Origin of the sequence: Streptococcus oralis (assembly GCF_026782085.1) — a bacterium.
Taxonomy (GTDB): domain Bacteria; phylum Bacillota; class Bacilli; order Lactobacillales; family Streptococcaceae; genus Streptococcus; species Streptococcus oralis_DA.
The window spans coordinates 1,261,674-1,284,484 of sequence record NZ_JAKUVW010000004.1 but is presented as its reverse complement, the minus strand read 5'-3'; the positions used below and the strand labels follow the sequence as shown (position 1 = coordinate 1,284,484).

At 41.0% G+C, this 22,811-nt stretch carries 19 protein-coding genes; 16 read left to right on the top strand and 3 right to left on the bottom strand.

What is annotated here, in order from left to right; genetic code table 11:
- Positions 1–31 precede the first annotated feature (31 nt).
- The 5 genes from mreC to tsf all read left to right on the top strand — a co-directional run bounded on the left by mreC (position 32) and on the right by tsf (position 4,767).
- Positions 32–847, top strand: coding sequence for a rod shape-determining protein MreC (gene mreC / locus MK395_RS08310; protein ID WP_001078971.1), 816 nt, complete (start codon positions 32–34; stop codon positions 845–847).
- Between the two features lie 2 nt (positions 848–849).
- Positions 850–1,344 (top strand): rod shape-determining protein MreD, encoded by a 495-nt coding sequence (mreD, locus tag MK395_RS08305; protein ID WP_247929884.1) that lies wholly within the window; start codon positions 850–852, stop codon positions 1,342–1,344.
- 93 nt (positions 1,345–1,437) lie between these two features.
- Positions 1,438–2,646 carry a peptidoglycan hydrolase PcsB gene (gene pcsB / locus MK395_RS08300; RefSeq protein WP_000726991.1) on the top strand — a complete coding sequence of 403 codons (1,209 nt, stop codon included), beginning with the start codon at positions 1,438–1,440 and terminating at the stop codon, positions 2,644–2,646.
- Positions 2,647–2,868: 222 nt separating this feature from the next.
- Positions 2,869–3,648, top strand: a complete 780-nt coding sequence (rpsB, locus tag MK395_RS08295) for a 30S ribosomal protein S2 (protein ID WP_125412841.1) — start codon at positions 2,869–2,871, stop codon at positions 3,646–3,648.
- A 78-nt stretch (positions 3,649–3,726) separates the two neighbouring features.
- A complete protein-coding gene (gene tsf / locus MK395_RS08290) occupies positions 3,727–4,767 on the top strand; it encodes a translation elongation factor Ts (RefSeq protein ID WP_000808059.1) in 1,041 nt (346 codons plus the stop codon).
- Positions 4,768–4,872: 105 nt separating this feature from the next.
- Here the strand turns inward: tsf and cysK are convergent, their stop codons facing one another.
- The 3 genes from cysK to MK395_RS08275 form a co-directional block, all read right to left on the bottom strand.
- Positions 4,873–5,799 carry a cysteine synthase A gene (gene cysK / locus MK395_RS08285; protein WP_139659072.1) on the bottom strand — a complete coding sequence of 309 codons (927 nt, stop codon included), beginning with the start codon at positions 5,797–5,799 and terminating at the stop codon, positions 4,873–4,875.
- A gap of 96 nt (positions 5,800–5,895) precedes the next feature.
- Entirely contained in the window at positions 5,896–6,339 is a 444-nt protein-coding gene (locus MK395_RS08280; protein ID WP_033584681.1) for a PH domain-containing protein, read from the bottom strand.
- Positions 6,340–6,354: 15 nt separating this feature from the next.
- Positions 6,355–6,990 carry a YigZ family protein gene (locus tag MK395_RS08275; RefSeq protein WP_125423551.1) on the bottom strand — a complete coding sequence of 212 codons (636 nt, stop codon included), beginning with the start codon at positions 6,988–6,990 and terminating at the stop codon, positions 6,355–6,357.
- 56 nt (positions 6,991–7,046) lie between these two features.
- On the opposite strand from MK395_RS08275, the gene MK395_RS08270 reads away from it, so the two are divergent.
- The 11 genes from MK395_RS08270 to polA all read left to right on the top strand — a co-directional run bounded on the left by MK395_RS08270 (position 7,047) and on the right by polA (position 22,810).
- Positions 7,047–8,345, top strand: coding sequence for a DEAD/DEAH box helicase (locus MK395_RS08270; protein ID WP_268711651.1), 1,299 nt, complete (start codon positions 7,047–7,049; stop codon positions 8,343–8,345).
- Complete coding sequence (locus MK395_RS08265) at positions 8,342–9,004, top strand: ComF family protein (RefSeq protein WP_268711650.1); 663 nt, start codon at positions 8,342–8,344, stop codon at positions 9,002–9,004. The genes MK395_RS08270 and MK395_RS08265 overlap by 4 nt, the downstream gene beginning before the upstream one ends.
- A gap of 79 nt (positions 9,005–9,083) precedes the next feature.
- Positions 9,084–9,632 carry a ribosome hibernation-promoting factor, HPF/YfiA family gene (hpf, locus tag MK395_RS08260; protein ID WP_000599103.1) on the top strand — a complete coding sequence of 183 codons (549 nt, stop codon included), beginning with the start codon at positions 9,084–9,086 and terminating at the stop codon, positions 9,630–9,632.
- An 81-nt stretch (positions 9,633–9,713) separates the two neighbouring features.
- A complete protein-coding gene (locus tag MK395_RS08255) occupies positions 9,714–10,892 on the top strand; it encodes an acetyl-CoA C-acetyltransferase (protein WP_268711649.1) in 1,179 nt (392 codons plus the stop codon).
- Between the two features lie 156 nt (positions 10,893–11,048).
- Complete coding sequence (locus MK395_RS08250; protein WP_268711648.1) at positions 11,049–13,022, top strand: DHH family phosphoesterase; 1,974 nt, start codon at positions 11,049–11,051, stop codon at positions 13,020–13,022.
- Entirely contained in the window at positions 13,019–13,471 is a 453-nt protein-coding gene (gene rplI, locus MK395_RS08245) for a 50S ribosomal protein L9 (protein ID WP_000864211.1), read from the top strand. The genes MK395_RS08250 and rplI overlap by 4 nt, the downstream gene beginning before the upstream one ends.
- A 43-nt stretch (positions 13,472–13,514) precedes the next feature.
- The gene (gene dnaB, locus MK395_RS08240; protein WP_000852476.1) at positions 13,515–14,867 is read left to right on the top strand and encodes a replicative DNA helicase; all 1,353 of its coding nucleotides are present in this window, start codon (positions 13,515–13,517) and stop codon (positions 14,865–14,867) included.
- Position 14,868: 1 nt separating this feature from the next.
- Complete coding sequence (locus tag MK395_RS08235; RefSeq protein ID WP_001278165.1) at positions 14,869–15,135, top strand: Veg family protein; 267 nt, start codon at positions 14,869–14,871, stop codon at positions 15,133–15,135.
- Positions 15,136–15,234: 99 nt separating this feature from the next.
- On the top strand, positions 15,235–16,356 hold the full coding sequence (locus MK395_RS08230) for a CHAP domain-containing protein (protein WP_268711647.1): 1,122 nt from the start codon (positions 15,235–15,237) through the stop codon (positions 16,354–16,356).
- Between the two features lie 118 nt (positions 16,357–16,474).
- Positions 16,475–20,047, top strand: a complete 3,573-nt coding sequence (locus tag MK395_RS08225) for an SIALI-17 repeat-containing surface protein (protein WP_268711646.1) — start codon at positions 16,475–16,477, stop codon at positions 20,045–20,047.
- Positions 20,048–20,176: 129 nt separating this feature from the next.
- The gene (gene polA / locus MK395_RS08220) at positions 20,177–22,810 is read left to right on the top strand and encodes a DNA polymerase I (protein ID WP_268711645.1); all 2,634 of its coding nucleotides are present in this window, start codon (positions 20,177–20,179) and stop codon (positions 22,808–22,810) included.
- The last annotated feature ends 1 nt before the right edge of the window (position 22,811 follow it).

Genomic DNA, 22,811 nt, shown 5'->3' with positions numbered 1-22,811 from the left:
AGTAGCAGGTTTTTAGTATAAAGGTAGGAATATGAACCGTTTTAAAAAATCAAAATATCTAATCATCGTTTTTGTCACAGTTCTGGCAGTTTCTGTTCTATTAGTGACAACCTATTCAAGCGCTATTGTGACGAAACTAGGAGATGGGATTTCCTTAGTGGATAGAATTGTTCAAAAACCCTTTCAGTGGTTTGATACTTTCAAATCGGATTTGGGACATTTGACGCAGACTTACAATGAAAATGAGAGTCTAAAGAAACAGCTCTATCAACTAGAGGTGGAGTCTAATCAATCAGAAAGTTTAAAAAATGAAAATGAACAATTACGTCAGTTGCTGGATATGAAGTCAAAATTGCAGGCTACAAAAACCATTGCAGCAGATGTGATTATGCGAGCTCCAGTATCTTGGAAACAAGAGTTAACAATTGATGCGGGAAGTTCAAAAGGAGCTTCTGAAAATATGTTGGCCATTGCAAACGGGGGTTTGATTGGTAGTGTTTCAAAGGTGGAGGATCATTCAACAACGGTCAATCTATTGACAAACACCGAAAATTCAGACAAAATTTCTGTTAAAATCCTGCATGGTTCTACTGAAATTTACGGGATTATCGTTGGTTATGATAAGGAATCTGAACTGCTTAAAATTAGCCAATTAAACAGCAACAGCGACATTAGCGCGGGAGACAAGGTGACTACAGGGGGGCTCGGAAACTTTAATGTTAAGGATATCCCTGTTGGAGAGGTTGTTGCTACAACACACAGCAGTGATTATCTAACAAAGGAAGTAACAGTCAAGTTAAGTGCTGACACCAAAAATCTTCATGTGGTAGAGTTAGTGGGGAATTAGCAATGAGACTGTTAAAACAAATTGGTATTTTCTTTTTACTCCCTTTTGTCGTACTAATTGATGCACATATTGGACAATTAGCGGGATCCTTCTTCCCTCACTTTCATTTAGCAAGTCATTTTCTGTTTTTATTTCTCTTGTTTGAGACAATTGAGGTTTCAGAATATCTCTATCTAGCTTATTGCTGTATAGTGGGTTTGGTGTACGATATCTATTTTTTCCACTTGATAGGAATTGCGACACTTCTATTTATCTTGATAGGTGCTTCGCTCCATAAATTTAATAGTGTAATTTTGCTAAACCGTTGGACAAGAATGTTAACAATAGTTGTGATGAGTTTCCTATTTGATATGGGGAGCTACCTCCTTGCTCTTGCTATGGGATTGACAATAGAATCGATGCCAGTTTTCATCGTCTACAGCCTTGTCCCATCAATGATTTTAAACTTTTTATGGATGCTTATTTTCCAATATATTTTTGAAAAATGTTATCTATAAGAAAGAAATAAAAATGTAACAAAGGCGTAATATTTATTATGTCTTTTTTTGGTATACTAGTAATGTCTTAAATAGAAGGAGTATCTACACAATATGAAGAAAAAAATCTTAGCGTCACTTTTATTAAGTACAGTATTAGTGTCTCAAGCGGCGGTATTGACAACTGTCCACGCTGAAACAACTGATGAAAAGATTGCTGCTCAAGATAGTAAGATTAGTAATTTGACATCTCAACAAAAAGAAGCTCAAAAACAAGTAGATGAAATCCAAACGCAAGTTACAGCTATCCAAACTCAACAAACGAACTTGGAAGCTGAGAACGAAACTCTACAAGCTGAATCTAAAAAACTTGAAGGAGAAATTACAGAGCTTTCTAAGAACATTGTTGCTCGTAATGAATCTTTGGAGAAACAAGCACGTAGCGCACAAACAAACGGTGCTGCAACTAGCTACATCAATACAATTGTAAACTCAAAATCAATTACAGAAGCTATTTCACGTGTTGCAGCAATGAGCGAGATTGTATCAGCTAACAACAAAATGTTGGAACAACAGAAAGCTGATAAGAAATCTATCGCTGAAAAACAGGTTGCAAATAATGAAGCAATCAACACAGTCATTGCGAACCAACAAACGCTTGCTGACGATGCACAAGCATTGACAACAAAACAAGCAGAGTTGAAAGTTGCTGAGTTAAACCTTGCTGCAGAGAAAGCTACTGCAGAAAGTGATAAAGCTACTTTATTGGAACAAAAAGCAGCAGCAGAGGCAGAAGCAAAAGCAGCAGCTGAAGCAGAAGCGGCTTATAAAGCACGTCAAACAAGTCAACAACAATCAGTTGTTGCTTCTGGAAATACAACACTTTCAGATCAAGTGCAAGCAACTTCAAGCTCTTCATCAGATGATGATTCAAGCTACACTCCAGCACCTGCTCCAACTCCAACAAGACAGCGTCCAACATACAGTACAAATGCTTCAAGTTATCCAACTGGAGAATGTACTTGGGGAGCTAAAACATTAGCACCTTGGGCTGGAGATTACTGGGGTAACGGAGCGCAGTGGGCTACAAGTGCAGCAGCTGCAGGATTCCGTACAGGATCAACTCCACAAGTTGGTGCGATTGCATGTTGGAATGACGGTGGATATGGACACGTAGCGGTTGTTACAGCAGTTTCATCATCAACTAGCATTCAAGTATCAGAATCAAACTATGGTGGAGATCGTACAATCGGTAACAAACGTGGATGGTTCAACCCAACTACAACTTCTGAAGGTTACGTAACATACATCTATCCAAACTAATGAATGAAATAAAGAGGCTCGATTTGAGTCTCTTTTCTTTTTTAGTCTTAAGTTAGGCTAAAAACTAGCAAAACTACTTGAAAATATGGCTAAAATGTGATAAAATGAAACTTGTCGTGTAAACGATAATACTCATTCTTGATGAATTGTGAAACTGTTGCCCTCGGGTCGTTTTGCAAGCTGAAGTCGAGGAGAGGAAAAAAACAAAAAGGAGAAATACTCATGGCAGTAATTTCAATGAAACAACTTCTTGAGGCTGGTGTACACTTTGGTCACCAAACTCGTCGCTGGAACCCTAAGATGGCTAAGTACATCTTCACTGAGCGTAACGGAATCCACGTTATCGACTTGCAACAAACTGTAAAATACGCTGACCAAGCATACGACTTTATGCGTGATGCAGCAGCTAACGATGCAGTTGTATTGTTTGTTGGTACTAAAAAACAAGCTGCTGACGCTGTTAAAGAAGAAGCAGAACGTTCAGGTCAATACTACATCAACCACCGTTGGTTGGGTGGAACTCTTACTAACTGGGGAACTATCCAAAAACGTATTGCTCGTTTGAAAGAAATCAAACGTATGGAAGAAGAAGGAATCTTCGACGTTCTTCCTAAGAAAGAAGTTGCACTTCTTAACAAACAACGTGCACGTCTTGAAAAATTCTTGGGTGGTATCGAAGACATGCCTCGTATCCCGGATGTAATGTACGTAGTTGACCCACATAAAGAACAAATCGCTGTTAAAGAAGCTAAAAAATTGGGTATCCCAGTTGTAGCGATGGTTGACACAAACACTGATCCAGACGATATCGATGTAATCATCCCAGCTAACGATGACGCTATTCGCGCTGTTAAATTGATTACAGCTAAATTGGCTGACGCTATCATCGAAGGACGTCAAGGTGAGGACGCAACAGCAGTTGAAGCTGAATTTGTAGCTTCAGAAGCTCAAGCTGACTCAATCGAAGAAATCGTTGAAGTTGTAGAAGGCGACAACGCTTAATTCATATAAATAGTAATTACCTAGGAGGGCGGGGCCTAGCCCAGCTCTCCTATTTTTAAAAAATATAGGAGAATCAAAATGGCAGAAATTACAGCTAAACTTGTAAAAGAGTTGCGTGAAAAATCTGGTGCCGGTGTTATGGACGCTAAAAAAGCGCTTGTAGAAACAGACGGTGACATCGAAAAAGCGATTGAATTGCTTCGTGAAAAAGGTATGGCGAAAGCAGCTAAGAAAGCTGACCGTGTTGCTGCAGAAGGTTTGACTGGTGTATTTGTTAACGGTAACGTTGCAGCAGTAGTTGAAGTAAATGCCGAAACTGACTTCGTTGCGAAAAACGCTCAATTCGTTGACTTGGTAAACGCAACAGCTAAAGTAATCGCTGAAGGAAAACCAGCTAACAACGAAGAAGCTCTTGCTTTGACAATGCCTTCAGGTGAAACTCTTGAAGCTGCATATGTATCTGCAACAGCTACAATTGGTGAAAAAATCTCATTCCGTCGTTTTGCTTTGCTTGAAAAAACAGATGCACAACACTTCGGAGCATACCAACACAATGGTGGTCGTATCGGTGTTATCTCTGTTATTGAAGGTGGAGACGAAGCGCTTGCTAAACAAATCTCAATGCACATTGCTGCGATGAAACCAACAGTTCTTTCTTACAAAGAATTGGATGAGCAATTCGTTAAAGATGAGTTGGCACAATTGAACCACGTAATCGACCAAGATAACGAAAGCCGTGCAATGGTTGGTAAACCAGCTCTTCCACACTTGAAGTATGGATCAAAAGCACAATTGACTGATGAAGTGATTGCTCAAGCTGAAGCTGATATCAAAGCTGAGTTGGCTGCAGAAGGCAAACCAGAAAAAATCTGGGACAAAATCATCCCAGGTAAAATGGACCGCTTCATGCTTGACAACACTAAAGTTGACCAAGCATACACACTTCTTGCACAAGTCTACATCATGGACGACAGCAAGACAGTTGAAGCTTACCTTGAATCAGTTAACGCTTCAGTAGTTGAGTTCGCTCGCTTTGAAGTTGGTGAAGGTATCGAAAAAGCTGCAAACGACTTTGAAGCAGAAGTTGCAGCTACAATGGCAGCAGCCTTGAATAACTAATAGAAAAGGAAGCAATTTGCTTCCTTTTTCTTTTTGTCTAGAGAATAGACTCTATATGAGTATATAAAAAAAGCCCTTTAATAAGGGCTAAGTGCATTTAGGAGGCTACACTTCAAATTCATAGAGTGCTGTAGACAAATAACGTTCGCCGTTATCTGGTGCTAAAGCAAGGACTTTCTTACCTGTACCTAATTTCTTGGCAACCTCAATTGCCCCGTAAATCGCTGCAGCTGAAGAAATCCCAACAAGGAAGCCTTCTTTTCCACCAATTTCACGGCCAAGTGCTAAAGCATCATCTGACGTTACGCGGACGATACCATCATAGGCCTTTGTATCAAGTGTCTCAGGAATAAATCCAGCTGAGATGCCTTGAATTTTGTGGGGTCCTGGTTTTTCACCAGACAAGATAGCTGACTCGTCTGCCTCAACTGCATAAACTTGAATGTTTGAATTTGCTGCTTTAAGAGCGTGAGAGACACCTGAGATCGTTCCACCAGTACCAACACCACCCACAAAAGCATCTAAACCATCAGAACCGAAAGCAGCCAGTATTTCAGCTCCTGTTGTTCTTTCGTGTACTTCTGGATTAGCTGGATTATTAAATTGGAGTGGAAGGAAGCCGTCACGTTCAGTGGCGATTTCCTGAGCTTTGGCAATGGCCCCTTTCATTCCTTCGCTACCAGGAGTGAGGACGAGTTCAGCACCATAGGCTTGGATAATCTTACGGCGTTCCACGCTCATCGTTTCAGGCATGACGATAACAACTTTATATCCTTTAGCAGCACCTACCCATGAAAGACCGATACCAGTATTTCCACTCGTTGCTTCAACAATAGTAGCACCCGGTTTTAGAATACCATCTTGTTCCGCTTTTTCAATCATGCTAAGGGCAATACGGTCTTTTACTGACGATCCAGGGTTAAAAGCTTCTAGTTTAACATAGACATCTGCAGCACCCTCTGGAACAATGTTGTTAAGTTTAACAATCGGTGTTTGTCCAATTAGTTCAGTGATATTATTATAAATAGTCATAGATATACCTCTTTGTATAAGATGATACTAGTATAACGCGCTCAAGGCTATTTGTAAAATATAGAAATCCTATCAAAGTGATAGGATTTTTTTATATCAAAGGTCTAAGCCATTAATTTTTAATCGATTGTGATAAGCCAATTCTAATAAATAGGTGTAAAGAGGGAGGATGTCCGTTTTTTTAGGGAATTCAAATTTATGGAAACTCAGATGTTCATTATGTGCTTTTAGAAAGACATTTTCTAAGTAAGTGATTGTAATCTCACTATCATCTATACCTGCTCCAGCAGTTTCCATTTCAACGTTTACAATGTTCATCAAAAAGAGTGACTTAACAGACATCTTGCGACCAGTGGCACCTTGCTTATCTGTAAAGATGATACGGATATTTGTAAAGATAATTGAATCGCGAATAAGTTTATATCCACTTTGAATTTCTTCATTCTCTAGTAGATATTGACCATATTCTTTGATAAGAGTCTCTTTGTTTTCCTCGCTAAAGTTTCCAGCAAGTCCTTGAATAAATTTCCCAAACGCCATGTATTTCTCCTTTGTTTACACTAAGTTTACAGGAACTTCAACTTCTCGTAAACCTTGATTTGTTAAAGTAACCTTTCCATTAAAAAACTCTACAAGAGCAGACTTGATATTTTCTTTCTCTTCCTTATCAACATAAATCATTGTATCAACTTGATCTGTAAAGTTTGTATCCAGCTCCATGAGATGATGCTCTCTAAGAAAATTACCATATTCTTGATACTGAGCGTAAGACATCTGAATTGCTATGCCAGCCTGTTCTTTGATTTCAATAATGCCAATTTCTTTGACAGCCAAGGCTACGCTACCTGCATAAGCACGAATCAAACCACCAGCACCTAGTTTGATGCCACCAAAGTAGCGTGTCACTACCACACAGAGATTGGTTAGATTATGATTTTCTAAGACACCCAGCATAGGGACTCCAGCAGTACCACTAGGTTCCCCATCATCACTCGTACGTTTGATTTCACTGCGTTCCCCTACAATAAAAGCAGAGCAGTTATGGGTGGCTTTATAGTGTTCTTTTTTGATGGTAGTTATGAAGTCACGAGCCTCTTCTTCGCTATAAACACGCTTGACATGACAGATAAATCGAGATTTTTTGATTTCTTCTTGGACCTGCCCATCCTCTTTAATTGTTCTAAATTCCATGATTTAATTGTACTAAAAAAATATCTAAAGTGCTAGATTTTTACGAATAAAGAAGTATGAAAGTAAATCCAAATTACCTCGGTCGCTTGTTTACTGAGAAAGAATTAACAGAAGAAGAACGGCAGATGGCTGAGAAACTTCCAGCAATGAGAAAAGAGAAAGGGAAACTGTTTTGTCAACGTTGTAATAGTAGTATTCTAGAAGAATGGCATTTGCCTATAGGCGCTTACTATTGTAGGGAGTGTTTATTGATGGAGAGAGTCAGGAGTGATCAAGCTTTATACTATTTTCCACAGGAGGATTTTCCTAAGCAAGACGTCCTCAAATGGCGTGGTCAGTTAACACCTTTTCAAGAAAAAGTTTCAGAGGGACTTCTTCAAGCGATAGACAAGCAAGAGCCAACCTTGGTTCACGCTGTAACAGGAGCTGGAAAGACAGAGATGATTTATCAAGTTGTGGCTAAAGTGATTGATGAAGGTGGTGCAGTTTGTTTAGCCAGCCCTCGAATAGATGTTTGCTTGGAGTTATATAAGCGACTGCAGAATGACTTTGCTTGTGAGATAGCACTACTTCATGGTGAGTCAGAACCCTATTTTCGAACACCACTAGTTGTTGCAACGACTCATCAGCTGTTAAAATTTTATCATGCTTTTGATTTGCTGATAGTGGATGAAGTAGATGCCTTTCCTTATGTTGACAACTCTGTTCTTTACTATGCTGTAAACCAATGTGTAAAGGAGGAGGGGTTAAGGATATTTCTTACAGCAACTTCTACAGATGAGTTAGATAAGAAGGTTCGCACTGGAGAATTAAAACGATTGAGCTTGCCAAGACGATTTCATGGAAATCCATTGATTATTCCTAAACCAGTCTGGTTATCGGATTTTAATCGCTGTTTAGAGAAAAATCAATTGTCAACCAAGTTAAAGACTTATATTGAGAAACAGAGAAGAACAGGTTATCCCTTACTGATTTTTACATCAGAGATTAAGAAAGGTGAGGGACTAAAAGAAATACTAAAGGTGCATTTCCCGAATGAGAGCATTGGTTTTGTATCTTCTGTGACAGAAGACCGATTAGAGCAAGTACAAGCTTTTCGAGATGGAGAACTAACAATACTGATCAGTACAACAATATTGGAACGCGGAGTTACCTTCCCTTGTGTAGATGTTTTCGTAGTAGAAGCTAATCATCGTCTCTTTACCAAGTCTAGCTTGATTCAGATTGGTGGTCGAGTTGGGCGTAGTATGGACAGACCGACTGGTGAGTTGCTCTTCTTTCATGATGGATTAAATGCTTCCATCAAGAAGGCAATAAAGGAAATCAAGCAGATGAACAAGGAGGCTGGATTATGAACTGTTTATTATGTGGTCAGGCTACAAAGGGGGAGTTAACTTTTAGTAGCCTCTTCCTTTTGAAGCACGACTGCAGTTATCTATGCTCAGCTTGTGCTACGAGTTTTGAGAATATTGGTGAGAATTATTGTCCAAACTGTATGAAAACAGGCATGTCAACTAAGTGTCAAGATTGTAAACTTTGGTGTAAAGAAGGAATTCAGGTTGATCATAAGGCAATCTTTACCTATAATCAAGCTATGAAAGACTTTTTCAGTCGATATAAGTTTGATGGCGATTTTTTGCTTAGAAAAGTTTTTGCTTCTGTTCTTGCTGAGGAGTTGAAAAAGTATAGAGGATATCAATTTGTGTTGATTCCCCTAAGCCCTGAAAGATTGCTTGAGAGGGGGTTTAACCAAGTCGAGGGTTTGGTTGAGGCAGCAGGCTTTTCTTTTAAAGATATATTAGGAAAAAGAGAAGAGAGCGCTAGTTCTTCTAAAAGCCGTTTGGAAAGGTTGGCTACTGAAATTCCATTTTTTATTAAAGATGGAATCTCACTTCCTAAGAAAATTCTGCTGATTGATGACATCTATACTACAGGGGCAACTGTGAATCGTGTGAAACGACTTTTGGAAGAATCAGGTGCTTTGGATGTTAAAACTTTTTCCCTTGTAAGATGAGGAAAAAATTTGCAAAACGAAAATGAAAGCGTTATAATATAGTTAGAAAAACAAAAATGTTTAGAAAGAAGGTACTTATATGATTAAATATAGTATCCGTGGTGAAAACCTAGAAGTAACAGAAGCAATTCGTGATTATGTAGTTTCTAAACTCGAAAAGATCGAAAAGTATTTTCAACCTGATCAGGAGTTGGATGCACGTGTGAACTTGAAAGTTTATCGTGAAAAAACAGCAAAGGTTGAAGTAACAATTCCGCTTGGATCTATTACTCTTCGTGCTGAAGATATTTCTCAAGATATGTATGGTTCTATCGATCTTGTGACAGATAAAATTGAACGTCAGATTCGTAAAAATAAAACAAAAATCGAACGTAAAAATAAAAATAAAGTTGCGACAAGCCAACTCTTTACAGATGCTCTAGTTGAGGATGCAAATGTTGTGCAACCAAAAGTCGTTCGTTCAAAACAAATTGATTTGAAGCCAATGGATTTAGAAGAAGCCCTTCTTCAAATGGATTTGTTGGGACATGATTTCTTTATCTATGTAGATGTAGAAGATCAAACAACAAATGTTTTATATCGCCGTGAAGATGGTGAAGTTGGTTTGTTAGAAGTGAAAGAATCATAAAATAGAATTTTCAAAGTGGTTTACACCAGTGTAAACCACTTTTGTATTGCATCATTATAAAAGGTATAAATGGAGGCAGTTATGAAAGACGTGGTGATTGTTTCGGCAGTGCGAACTCCAATAGGCTCCTTTGGAGGAAGTTTGAAGAATGTTTCAGCTGTCGATTTGGGAGCTTTGGTTATAAAGAGATCTTTGGAAAAAGTCAATGTCAAACCAGAGCAGGTAGACGAAGTGATTATGGGGAATGTCCTAGGCGCAGGTTTAGGTCAAAACGTGGCTCGTCAAATGAGCATTCACGCAGGACTCCCTGAATTTACACCAGCCTTTACTATCAACAAGGTTTGTGGTTCCGGTTTGAAGGCAGTGCAGTTGGCTGCGCAAGCGATTCGATGTGGCGATGCAGATATTATCGTAGCTGGTGGTGCAGAAAACATGAGTCAGGCTCCATACGTTTTGCCAAGTTTCCGTTGGGGTGGTCGTATGGGAGATTCGAAAGTGGTAGATACCATGATTAAGGACAGTTTGTCTGATGCCTTTAACGAATACCATATGGGGATTACAGCTGAGAATGTGGCTGAAGAATATGGTATCAGTCGAGAAGAGCAAGATGCTCTTGCTTTAGAGTCACAAAAACGAGCAGTTGCGGCTATAGAATCTGGACGCTTTAAAGAAGAGATTGTGCCAGTTGTCATTCCTCAACGCAAAGGCGATCCTATCGTTTTTGATACAGATGAATATCCTAGAAAAGATACTAGCTTGGAGAGTTTGTCTAAGCTAGGTTCTGTTTTCAAAAAAGACGGTTCTGTCACAGCGGGTAATGCTTCAGGCATCAATGACGGAGCAGCCGCTGTCTTGATGATGAGTGCTGAAAAAGCTGAAGAATTAGGACTTTCAGTGATTGCCCACATTCGTTCGTATGCAAATGCAGGTTTGGATCCTAAGATGATGGGATGTGGACCGATTTATGCGACTCGCAAGGCTCTTGAAAAAGGCAATTTGACAGTTGAAGATCTCGACTTGATTGAGTCAAATGAAGCCTTTGCTGCTCAGGCTTGTGCGGTTGGTAAAACACTTGGTTTCAACACAGATATTGTCAACGTCAATGGTGGCGCCATTGCTCTTGGTCACCCAATTGGGGCTTCCGGTTGCCGTATCCTAGTAACGCTGCTACATGAGATGATGAAACGTGATGCTAAAACTGGCTTAGCAACTCTCTGTATCGGAGGAGGGATGGGGACTGCCCTTATCGTGGAACGTTAGGTGTTAGTGATCTGAACACGTGGGTAGGAGGGTGATGATTCCCTCCTCTTTTTGTGTCTGAAGTTAGAGAAATCAATCATGAAAGAAAGGCTTGCATCTTTTAAAAGGTCGCTTTTTAAGGGTTTTTGTGATATAATAATGCGCAAGAGGTTTAGAATGAAAAAAAATAATTTAATCCCGTTTTCTGCAGTCTTGCTAGGACTTGCAACTTTCGGAATCTTAACTTTGCTGATTATTTTTTCACATAATCTTGCTGTAACAATCACTGTTTTGTTTTTATTTGTACTGCTTTATTTGCTTTTATTCGTTTGGCAAAAAAAACAGTATGAAAAGAGCGAAATTGAACAAATCCAATATGTAAATCACCAAGCCGAAAATAGCTTGAGTACTTTGCTTGATCAAATGCCGGTGGGAGTCCTGAAATTAGACTTATCAAGCGGAGAAGTGGAATGGTTTAATCCCTATGCTGAGCTGATTTTAACTACTGAAGAAGGGGAAATTGATGTTGAGTTAATTCAAACCATCATCAAGGCTTCTGTTGGGAATCCAGGTTCGTATGCTACCTTGGGCGAAACACGATATGCTGTCCATATGGACAAGGCTTCAGGTGTTTTGTATTTCTTTGATGTTTCTGGAGAGTACGAAGCAACTGTTGAATTGGTAACTAGTCGTCCAGTCATTGGAGTCATCTCGGTAGATAACTATGATGATTTGGAGGATGCGACATCTGACTCAGATATCAGTCATATCAATAGTTTTGTAGCCAATTTTGTTTCAGAATTTGCTAGTAAGTATGCTATGTTTTCTCGCCGTGTGGGGATGGATCGTTTTTATGTATTCACAGATTACACGGTACTAGAGGAATTGATGAATGATAAATTCTCCGTTATTGATACTTTCCGAGAAGAATCAAAACAGAGGCATCTACCCCTAACTTTAAGTATGGGATTTTCTTATGGTGATGGAAACCATGAAGAGATAGGGAAAATTGCCTTGCTCAACTTGAACTTAGCAGAAGTTCGCGGTGGTGACCAGGTGGTGGTCAAGGAAAATAACGAAACCAAGAATCCTGTCTACTTTGGTGGAGGAACTGCTGCATCTATCAAACGTACTCGTACACGTACCAGAGCCATGATGACAGCCATTTCTGATAAGATTCGAAGTGTTGACCAAGTTTTTGTAGTCGGTCATAAAAATCTAGATATGGATGCTTTGGGATCTGCTGTTGGTATGCAGTTGTTTGCAAGTAATATTATTGAGAACAGTTATGCTGTCTATGATGCAGACCATATGCCAGCAGATATCGAACGTGCTATTCAGTTCTTGAAGAAGGAAGATGTCACGAAACTTTTATCTCTTACAGATGCGATGAAGTTAGTTACAAACCGTTCATTATTGATTCTGGTGGATCATTCCAAGACGGCTTTGACTTTGTCAAAAGATTTTTATGATTTGTTCACTCAAACTATTGTTATTGACCATCATAGACGTGATCAGGATTTCCCTGAGAATGCAGTCATCACCTATATTGAAAGTGGGGCAAGTAGTGCCAGTGAGTTGGTCACAGAATTGATTCAGTTCCAAAATTCTAAGAAGAATCGTTTGAGTCGTATGCAGGCTAGTGTTTTGATGGCTGGTATGATGCTGGATACCAAGAATTTCACATCTCGCGTGACGAGTCGAACCTTTGATGTGGCTAGCTACCTGAGAACACGTGGAAGTGACAGTATTGCTATCCAGGAGATTGCTGCGACAGATTTTGAAGAGTACCGTGAGGTAAATGAACTCATTTTACAAGGTCGTAAGTTAGGTTCAGATATCTTGATTGCCCAAGCTAAGGACTCAATTTCTTATGACACAGTTGTTATCAGTAAGGCTGCTGATGCTATGCTGGCTATGTCTGGTATTGAGGCTAGCTTCGTTCTGGCAAAAAATACACAAGGATTTATCTCTATCTCGGCTCGAAGTCGTAGTAAAATCAATGTGCAACGTATTATGGAAGAGCTGGGTGGTGGAGGCCACTTTAATCTAGCAGCTGCACAAATCGAGGATATGAGTTTGTCAGAAACAGGAGAAAAATTGACTCAACTAATCTTGGAAGAACTAAAGGAAAAGGAGAAAGAAGAATGAAAGTAATCTTTTTAGCAGATGTTAAAGGAAAAGGGAAAAAAGGTGAAATCAAGGAAGTGCCAACAGGCTATGCTCAAAACTTCCTGATTAAAAAGAATTTGGCCAAGGAAGCGACTGCTCAAGCAGTGGGTGAGTTGCGTGGAAAACAAAAATCTGAAGAAAAGGCTCATGCTGAAATGATTGCTGAAGCAAAAGCCATCAAAGCTAAGCTTGAAGCAGAAGAAACGGTTGTAGAGTTTGTTGAAAAGGTTGGACCAGATGGTCGTACATTTGGTTCCATCACTAACAAGAAAATTGCAGAAGAATTGCAAAAGCAGTTTGGTATTAAGATTGACAAACGCAATATTCAAGTGCAAGCACCAATTCGAGCAGTAGGTTTGATTGATGTACCAGTGAAGATCTATCAAGATGTTACAAGTGTCATCAATCTTCGTGTAAAAGAAGGTTAAGTTTACAACTTCTTGACAAGATTGTAAAAGGAAGGAAAGTCGGATGGCAGAAGTAGAGGAACTGCGAGTTCAACCTCAGGATATTTTAGCAGAACAATCTGTTCTGGGGGCTATTTTTATAGATGAGAGTAAGCTCGTTTTTGTCCGAGAATACATTGATTCTCGTGACTTCTTTAAGTATGCTCATCGGTTGATTTTCCAAGCGATGGTAGATTTGTCGGATCGTGGGGAAGCGATTGATGCGACGACGGTTCGAACGATTTTGGATAGCCAAGGGGATCTCCAAAATATTGGTGGCTTGTCTTATCTTGTTGAAATTGTCAACTCAGTACCAACTTCAGCCAATGCAGAATATTACGCTAAAATTGTAGCCGAAAAGGCTATGCTTCGTCGCTTGATTTCCAAGTTGACAGAGTCTGTCAACCAAGCTTATGAGGCTTCTAAGCCTGCAGATGAAATCATCGCTCAGGCTGAAAAGGGACTCATTGATGTTAGCGAAAACGCCAATCGTAGTGGGTTCAAGAACATCCGAGATATTCTAAATATCAACTTTGGGAACCTAGAAGTTCGGTCACAACAAACTACGGATATCACTGGTATTGCAACGGGTTACCGTGATTTGGACCATATGACGACAGGTCTCCATGAGGAGGAATTAATTATTCTAGCGGCGCGACCAGCGGTTGGTAAGACGGCCTTTGCTTTGAACATTGCTCAGAACATTGGGACTAAGTTGGACAAGACGGTTGCCATCTTTTCACTGGAAATGGGTGCGGAAAGTCTAGTAGACCGTATGTTGGCGGCCGAAGGATTAGTGGAGTCCCATTCTATCCGTACAGGTCAATTGACTGATGAGGAATGGCAAAAGTATACCATTGCCCAAGGGAACCTAGCCAACGCGAGTATCTATATTGATGATACGCCAGGGATTCGGATCACGGAAATTCGCTCTCGCTCACGTAAACTGGCTCAAGAAACAGGCAATCTAGGCTTGATTTTGATCGACTACCTACAGCTTATCACAGGGACTGGTCGTGAGAACCGCCAACAAGAAGTCTCTGAAATTTCTCGTCAGTTGAAAATTCTAGCTAAAGAGCTAAAGGTTCCAGTCATTGCTCTTAGTCAGTTATCTCGTGGAGTGGAACAGCGTCAGGATAAGAGACCAGTCTTGTCTGATATTCGTGAATCGGGTTCTATCGAGCAGGATGCGGATATCGTAGCTTTTCTATACCGTGACGACTACTACGATCGTGCGGGTGAAGAAGAGGAAGGAATTCCAAATAACAAGGTTGAGGTTATCATCGAGAAAAACCGTAGTGGAGCTCGTGGAACGGTGGAATTGATTTTCCAAAAAGAATACAATAAATTTTCAAGTATCTCAAAGAGGGAGGCATAAGATGTCAGATGCATTTACAGATGTAGCCAAGATGAAAAAAATCAAAGAAGAAATCAAGGCACATGAGGGACAAGTCGTTGAAATGACTTTGGAGAATGGCCGTAAGCGCCAAAAAAATAGATTAGGTAAGCTAATTGAGGTTTATCCATCTCTATTTATCGTTGAATTTGGGGATGTTGAGGGAGACAAACAAGCCAATGTCTACGTTGAATCCTTCACCTACTCAGATATCTTGACAGAAAAGAACTTGATTCGCTATCTAGACTAAGAATCCTAAAATGAAGTGAGCTTTGCTCACTTTTTTCTTTTTCTCCCGAATAGTATAAACGAGGGTAACCTCGGAAATTTATATTATTAAGGAGAATGAATGACGTTTTTTAAATCAGGAGTTAAGAAGAGTAGATGTACTCAGTTGAGTGTAGGGCTGGCTACTTTGTTCGTTACGAGTACCTTTTTGTTTGGTGGAGAATCAGTTCAGGCCGACAGTGTAGCGCGTGGAGATGACTATCCGCTTCACTACAAAAATGGTAGTGTTGAAATCGATCAGTGGCGGATGTATTCTCGCCAGTGTACCTCTTTTGCGGCCTTTCGTTTGAGTAGTGTAAATGGCTTTGAGATTCCTCCTGCCTACGGAAATGCAAATGAATGGGGACACCGTGCAAGGCGAGAAGGCTACCGTGTGGATACTAAGCCAGAAGTTGGAGCTATTGCTTGGTCGACAGAAGGTTATTATGGGCACGTGGCCTGGGTATCAAATGTGTCGGGGGATACGATTGAGATCGAAGAGTATAACTATGGGGTTCGAGAAAAGTATAATCGTCGAAAAGTCAAGGCTAGTTCGATGACAGGTTTTATTCATTTTAGGGATTTATCTGCTAGCCATAGTGCGGGTGAGAATGCTCGTAGCTCAGAGCTTCCGTCTAGTGGGGCAATAGTATTCACGGAGAAATCGCCGATTATGGACCAACCGTCAAGTACAGGACAGGTTATTGACTACTATTATGCTGGTGAGAGTGTGAGTTATGATCAAGTTCTTGAAAAGGATGGTTATAAGTGGCTCGGCTATCTATCCTACAGTGGTGCTAGAAGATATGTGCAGTATGCAGAGTTAAGCAATACAGTGAAAGGCTGGAAAAAAGAAGGAGGGAGTTGGTATTACCGAGAGAATGGTAAGCTAGCGACAGGATGGAAAAAAGTTAATGGCAATTGGTATCATTTAAAAGAAAATGGGACCATGTCAACTGGCTGGATTAAGGATGGCTCTCACTGGTATTATCTAAAGGCTTCGGGTGAGATGCAGACGGGCTGGCTTAAAGACAAGGGAACTTGGTATTACTTAGAGGAATCTGGCCGGATGAAAGCTAGTCAATGGTTCCAAGTCTCGGGGAAACATTACTATGTCGATGCTTCGGGAGCCTTAGCTGTTAATACGATTATTGATGGCTACAAACTCGATAGTAACGGGGTGAGAATGTCGAGTCTTTCTTAAACAAGAGATAAGCTTTCTTCTTATTAAAAAATTTTTAAAAAGCTATAACAAATTAGTTGACGCTCATTAAGTAGTATAATATAATAATATTAAAAAACTATAAGAGGGGCATTGTCTAATGGACAAGAAAAAAGTAATTTTAAGAAGTTTAGCAAGTGCAGCTGTTTTGGGAGCTGGTGTTTTCGTTTCACAGCCTTCAGTAGTCAAGGCAGATGGAGGAAAAGCAGAAGAGCAGGCAGTTGCTCCTGCACAACCACAAGCCGCAGCAGAAGGGGATAGCGGAGCTCAAACTGAAAAGGGATCAGAAAACGCTAGTCCAGCTAATCCTGGTGCGACAAATCCAGCTAGAATGACCAAAGAAGAGTTGATGAAGGCTTTGGATGAACTTGAGGAACAGGCTATTAGTGATATTAAGGATAAGGAAGCGATTGAGGACAAAGAGGATGCAGCTGAAGCTGTGAAGGAATATATCGGTAAGATGTATATTTCAGATACTCTTGAGTCTGGAGAGCTCAGCTTAGATAATATCATCGCTGAATTGCCAGAAGGTGCAGAAGATAAAGCAGTGGTAACAGGTCCTGAAGTTCAAACTAATAAAAAATTATCTACTGAGGAGAAGGCTCTATTAGACCAGGCTGAAAAAGATGCCAAAGAACAAGTTTCTCAAGCGACTGATGCCCTGGTTCAAGCCCTAGAATCTCTTGAAAATGCTGTAATTGAAGATATTAAAAAAGACGCTTCAATCACCAATAAAGAAGCGGCTATCAAAGAAGCCAAAGAAGAGATTGGTAAAGAAGATCTTTTGAAGGCTATCGCAGATGAGAATTTGGAGATTGGGGATGTTATTGTAGACTGGCCAGCAGATACGAGCGAGCACAAAACAGTAGCTGAACCTGTATCAGAATTCACAGATGAAGACCAAGCTAAGTTAGACGAAGCTGATAAAGAGGCTCAGGTTGATGCAGCTAAAGTTCGCTCAGATTTAATCGCTACACTAGAAAAAATTGAAAAATCAACCATCGACGACATCAACAAGGATGCCACTATCACTGATAAGGAAGCAGCTATTAAGGCAGCTAAAGAAGTGATTGGCAAGGATGCTATCCTGAAAGCCATCGAAGAAGGTGACATCGAAGCGTCCGACTTGTTAGATGATTTCTTGGCAGAAGACAGTGATCAAGTAACACCAGCCAAAGCGACGAGCCAAGAAGATTTCTCAAGTCAAGACCAAGCTAAACTGGCTGCAGCGGACAAGGAAGCGGCGGAAGAGGCAGCCAAAGTTCGCTCAGATTTAATCGCTACCTTAGAAAAAATCGAAAAATCAACCATCGACGACATTAACAAAGATGCTACTATTACTGATAAGGAAGCAGCGATTAAGGCAGCTAAAGAAGTGATTGGCAAGGACGGCATCTTGAAAGCTATCGAAGATGGAGATATTGAAGCGTCTGACTTGTTAGATGATTTATTGGCAGAAGACAGCGATCAGGTGACACCAGCCGAAGCGATGAGCCAAGAAGATTTCTCAACTCAAGACCAAGCCAAGCTAACTGCAGCGGACAAGGAAGCGGCGGAAGAGGCAGCAAAAGTTCGCTCAGATTTAATCGCTACCCTAGAAAAAATTGAAAAAGAGACCATCGACGACATCACCAAGGATGCTACTATTACTGATAAGGAAGCAGCGATTAAGGCAGCTAAAGAAGTGATTGGCAAGGATGCTATCTTGAAAGCTATCGAAGAAGGCGATATCGAAGCGTCCGACTTACTGGCAGATTTATTGGCAGAAGACAGCGATCATGTAACACCAGCCGAAGCAAAAACTCAATCTCAACTTTCAAGCCAAGACCAAGCTAAACTCGCTACAGCCGACAAGGAAGCAGCGGAGGAAGCAGCAAAAGTTCGCTCAGATTTAATCGCTACCCTAGAAAAAATTGAAAAAGAGACCATCGACGACATCACCAAGGATGCCACTATCACTGATAAGGAAGCAGCGATTAAGGCGGCTAAAGAAGTGATTGGCAAGGACGGCATCTTGAAAGCTATCGAAGATGGAGATATTGAAGCATCTGACTTGTTAGATGATTTCTTGGCAGAAGACAGTGAACAAGTAATACCGGCCGAAGCGAAGAGCCAATCTCAACTTTCAAGCCAAGACCAAGCAAAACTCGCTGCAGCTGACAAGGAAGCAGCGGAAGAAGCAGCAAAAGTTCGCTCAGATTTAATCGCTACCTTAGAAAAAATTGAAAAATCAACCATTGACGACATCAACAAAGTTGCTACTATCACTGATAAGGAAGCAGCTATTAAGGCAGCTAAAGAAGTGATTGGTAAGGATGCTATCTTGAAAGCCATTGAAGATGGAGATATTGAAGCGTCCGACTTGTTGGCAGATTTCTTGGCAGAAGACAGTGAACAAGTAACACCGGCCGAAGCGATGAGCCAAGAAGATTTCTCAAGCCAAGACCAAGCCAAGCTAACTGCAGCGGACAAGGAAGCGGCGGAAGAAGCAGCAAAAGTTCGCTCAGATTTAATCGCTACCTTAGAAAAAATTGAAAAATCAACCATTGACGACATCAACAAAGTTGCTACTATCACTGATAAGGAAGCGGCGATTAAGGCAGCTAAAGAAGTGATTGGCAAGGATGCTATCTTGAAAGCTATCGAAGATGGAGATATTGAAGCGTCCGACTTGTTAGATGATTTCTTGGCAGAAGACAGTGACCAGGTGACACCAGCCGAAGCGAAGAGCCAAGAAGATTTCTCAAGTCAAGATCAAGCTAAACTCACTGCAGCTGACAAGGAAGCGGCGGAAGAAAATAGTAATGCGAAAAAACTTGAGCTAAGTAAATTAGAAGAGCAAGTTGCTAAGATTAAAGCGCAATTATCAAGTTTACAAGTTTCTGGTGACAAGAATAGTCAAGTCAAAGACTTGCAACAAGCTTTAGTAGACTATGAGAATGCTATTAAGTCTCTAAGTAGTGTCATGTCGGCTGTTCTTGAAATTGAAGACTTTAAAGGTGGGGTGAACGCAGTAGAAGCTGCAACTGCAGAGTTGCCAGAATACAACAAAGGTGCAAATGCGGTAGAAGCTGCTGTAAATGAACTCCCAGTCTATGCAGAAAGTGGTGCTCCATCCGTAGCGAATGTCCCAGCTTATGGCGAAAGTGGTACTCCGACGGTGGCTAATATTCCAGCTTATGGCGAAAGCGGAGCTCCATCCGTAGCGAATGTTCCAGCTTACGGAGAAAGCGGTACACCAATAGTAAACAATACTCTGCCTTATGCAGAAAGTGGCGCCCCAGCCGTAGTGAATGTTCCAGCTTACGGAGAAAGCGGTACACCAATAGTAAACAATGCTCTTCCTTATGGAGAAAGTGGTGCCCCAGCCCTAGCAAATGTTCCAGTTTATGCAGAAAGTGGTGCCCCAGCAGTGGCCAATATTCCAGCCTATGCTGAAAAGATTGAACCTGCAGTAAATGAAGTTCCAGAATACACTGGCAGTGTAGCTCCTTTGGCTACAAACCCTACTCTTGGAACAGAACAAGATCGTACCTACAAAGCGCCTGCAGCAACGGATGAGCAACTCCTTCCAAATACAGGAAGCCAAGATGCTTCAGCAGTCGCATCACTAGGATTTGTTGGTCTCCTTCTTGGTTTGCTACCATTTGCAAAGAGAAAATTAAACAAATAAATCGCATGAAATCAATAAAAGAAAAGGATTTGAATGGTCCTTTTCTTTTTTATGGTGAAATAGGGACAAGTCCATGTTTTTCAGCTCTTTCCGATGGTATTTTTCCTTGCTTTCCTTTATAATGGGTGTATGGACAAGAAAAAATTATTATTAATTGATGGATCTTCAGTTGCTTTTCGAGCTTTTTTTGCGCTTTATCAGCAGTTGGATCGTTTTAAAAATGCTAATGGCCTTCATACCAATGCAATCTATGGCTTTCAACTCATGTTGAATCATGTCTTAGAGCGGGTTGAGCCCAGTCATGTTTTGGTTGCCTTTGATGCAGGTAAGACGACTTTCCGAACAGAGATGTATGCAGACTACAAGGGTGGCCGTGCTAAAACTCCAGATGAGTTTCGTGAGCAATTTCCCTTCATTCGTGAGTTGTTAGATCATCTTGGGATTCGCCATTATGAGTTGGCCCAGTATGAAGCCGATGATATCATCGGGACTCTAGGTCGTTTGGCTGAGAAGGATTCTTTTGATGTGACTATCGTTAGCGGAGACAAGGACTTGATCCAGTTGACGGATGAGCATACGGTGGTCGAGATTTCCAAAAAAGGTGTGGCTGAGTTTGAGGCCTTTACGCCGGACTATCTCATGGAAAAGATGGGCCTCACACCAGCTCAGTTCATTGATCTTAAGGCCCTCATGGGGGATAAGTCTGATAATATCCCTGGTGTCACTAAAATCGGTGAAAAGACGGGTATCAAACTCTTGCTGGAACATGGTTCGCTCGAGGGTATTTATGAAAATATCGATGGGATGAAGGCTTCTAAGATGAAGGAAAATCTCATCAATGACAAGGAACAAGCCTTTTTGTCTAAAACCTTGGCGACTATTGAGACTCAGGCACCGATTGAGATTGGTCTTGATGATTTGGTCTATAATGGCCCAAATGTGGAAAATCTCGGGAAATTCTACGATGAGATGGGCTTCAAACAGCTCAAACAAGCTCTAAATGTTTCGTCGAAGGATGCGCCTGAGAGCTTGGATTTCACTATTGTTGACCAAGTCAGTCAAGACATGCTGAGTGCCGACTCTATCTTCCACTTTGAACTCTTTGGTGAAAATTACCATACAGATGATTTGGTTGGTTTTGCCTGGTCCTGTGGGGATAAACTTTACACTACAGATAAACTTGAGCTCTTGCAGGAGCCGATTCTCAAGGATTTTCTAGAAAAAACACCTCTGAAAGTGTATGACTTTAAGAAAGCGAAGGTTCTTTTAAATCGCTTGGGCTTGAATCTCCAGGCACCTGCTTTTGACAGTCGTTTGGCCAAATACCTCCTCTCAACAGTCGAGAACAATGAAATTTCAACCATTGCGAGTCTCTACGGCCAGACTTATCTGGCTGATGATGAGACTTTCTACGGTAAGGGTGTCAAGAAAGCCATCCCTGAGAGAGAGAAATTCTTGGAGCACTTGGCTCGCAAGGTTGCTGTATTGATTGAGACTGAGCCGGTTTTACTTGAAAAACTCAGTGAACATGGGCAATTAGACCTTCTCTATGACATGGAGCAACCTCTGGCTTTTGTCCTTGCCAAGATGGAAATTGCTGGGATCAAGGTCAAAAAAGAAACCCTGCTTGAGATGCAGGCTGAAAATGAGGTCGTCATTGAGCAACTCACTCAAGAGATTTATGAGCTAGCTGGTGAGGAGTTTAATATCAACTCCCCTAAGCAGTTGGGCGTGCTTCTCTTTGAAAAACTGGGTCTTCCTCTAGAATACACTAAGAAAACCAAAACAGGTTACTCGACAGCCGTGGATGTGCTAGAGCGACTAGCTCCTATTGCTCCGATTGTTAAAAAAATCCTAGATTACCGTCAGATTGCCAAGATTCAATCTACCTATGTGATTGGTTTGCAAGACTGGATTTTGGATGATGGCAAGATCCACACGCGCTATGTGCAAGATTTGACTCAGACCGGACGTCTGTCTAGTGTAGATCCAAACTTGCAAAATATTCCTGTTCGTTTGGAACAAGGTCGCCTCATTCGTAAGGCTTTTGTACCTGAATGGGAGGATAGCGTGCTGCTCAGCTCGGATTATTCACAGATTGAATTGCGCGTTTTGGCGCATATCTCTAAGGATGAGCACTTGATTAAGGCCTTTCAAGAGGGGGCAGATATCCATACCTCGACGGCCATGCGGGTCTTTGGCATTGAACGTCCTGAAGATGTGACTCCAAACGACCGTCGTAATGCCAAGGCGGTAAACTTTGGAGTGGTTTACGGGATTTCAGATTTTGGTTTGGCAAACAATCTTGGTATTAGTCGTAAGAAGGCCAAAGCCTACATTGACACTTACTTTGAACGTTTTCCTGGAATCAAAAACTATATGGAAGAAGTGGTACGTGAAGCGCGTGATAAGGGCTATGTAGAGACCCTCTTCAAGCGTCGTCGTGAGTTACCAGATATCAATTCGCGTAACTTCAACATTCGTGGTTTTGCAGAGCGGACTGCCATCAACTCTCCTATCCAGGGTTCGGCAGCAGATATTCTCAAGATTGCAATGATCCAGCTAGACAAGGCTTTAGTAGCGGGCGGTTATCAGACCAAGATGCTGTTACAAGTGCATGATGAAATCGTCCTCGAGGTTCCGAAATCAGAACTAGTAGCCATCAAAGTACTGGTGAAACAAACCATGGAAGAAGCCATTCAACTCAGTGTTCCCCTTATTGCAGATGAGAATGAAGGGGCAACCTGGTACGAGGCTAAATAAG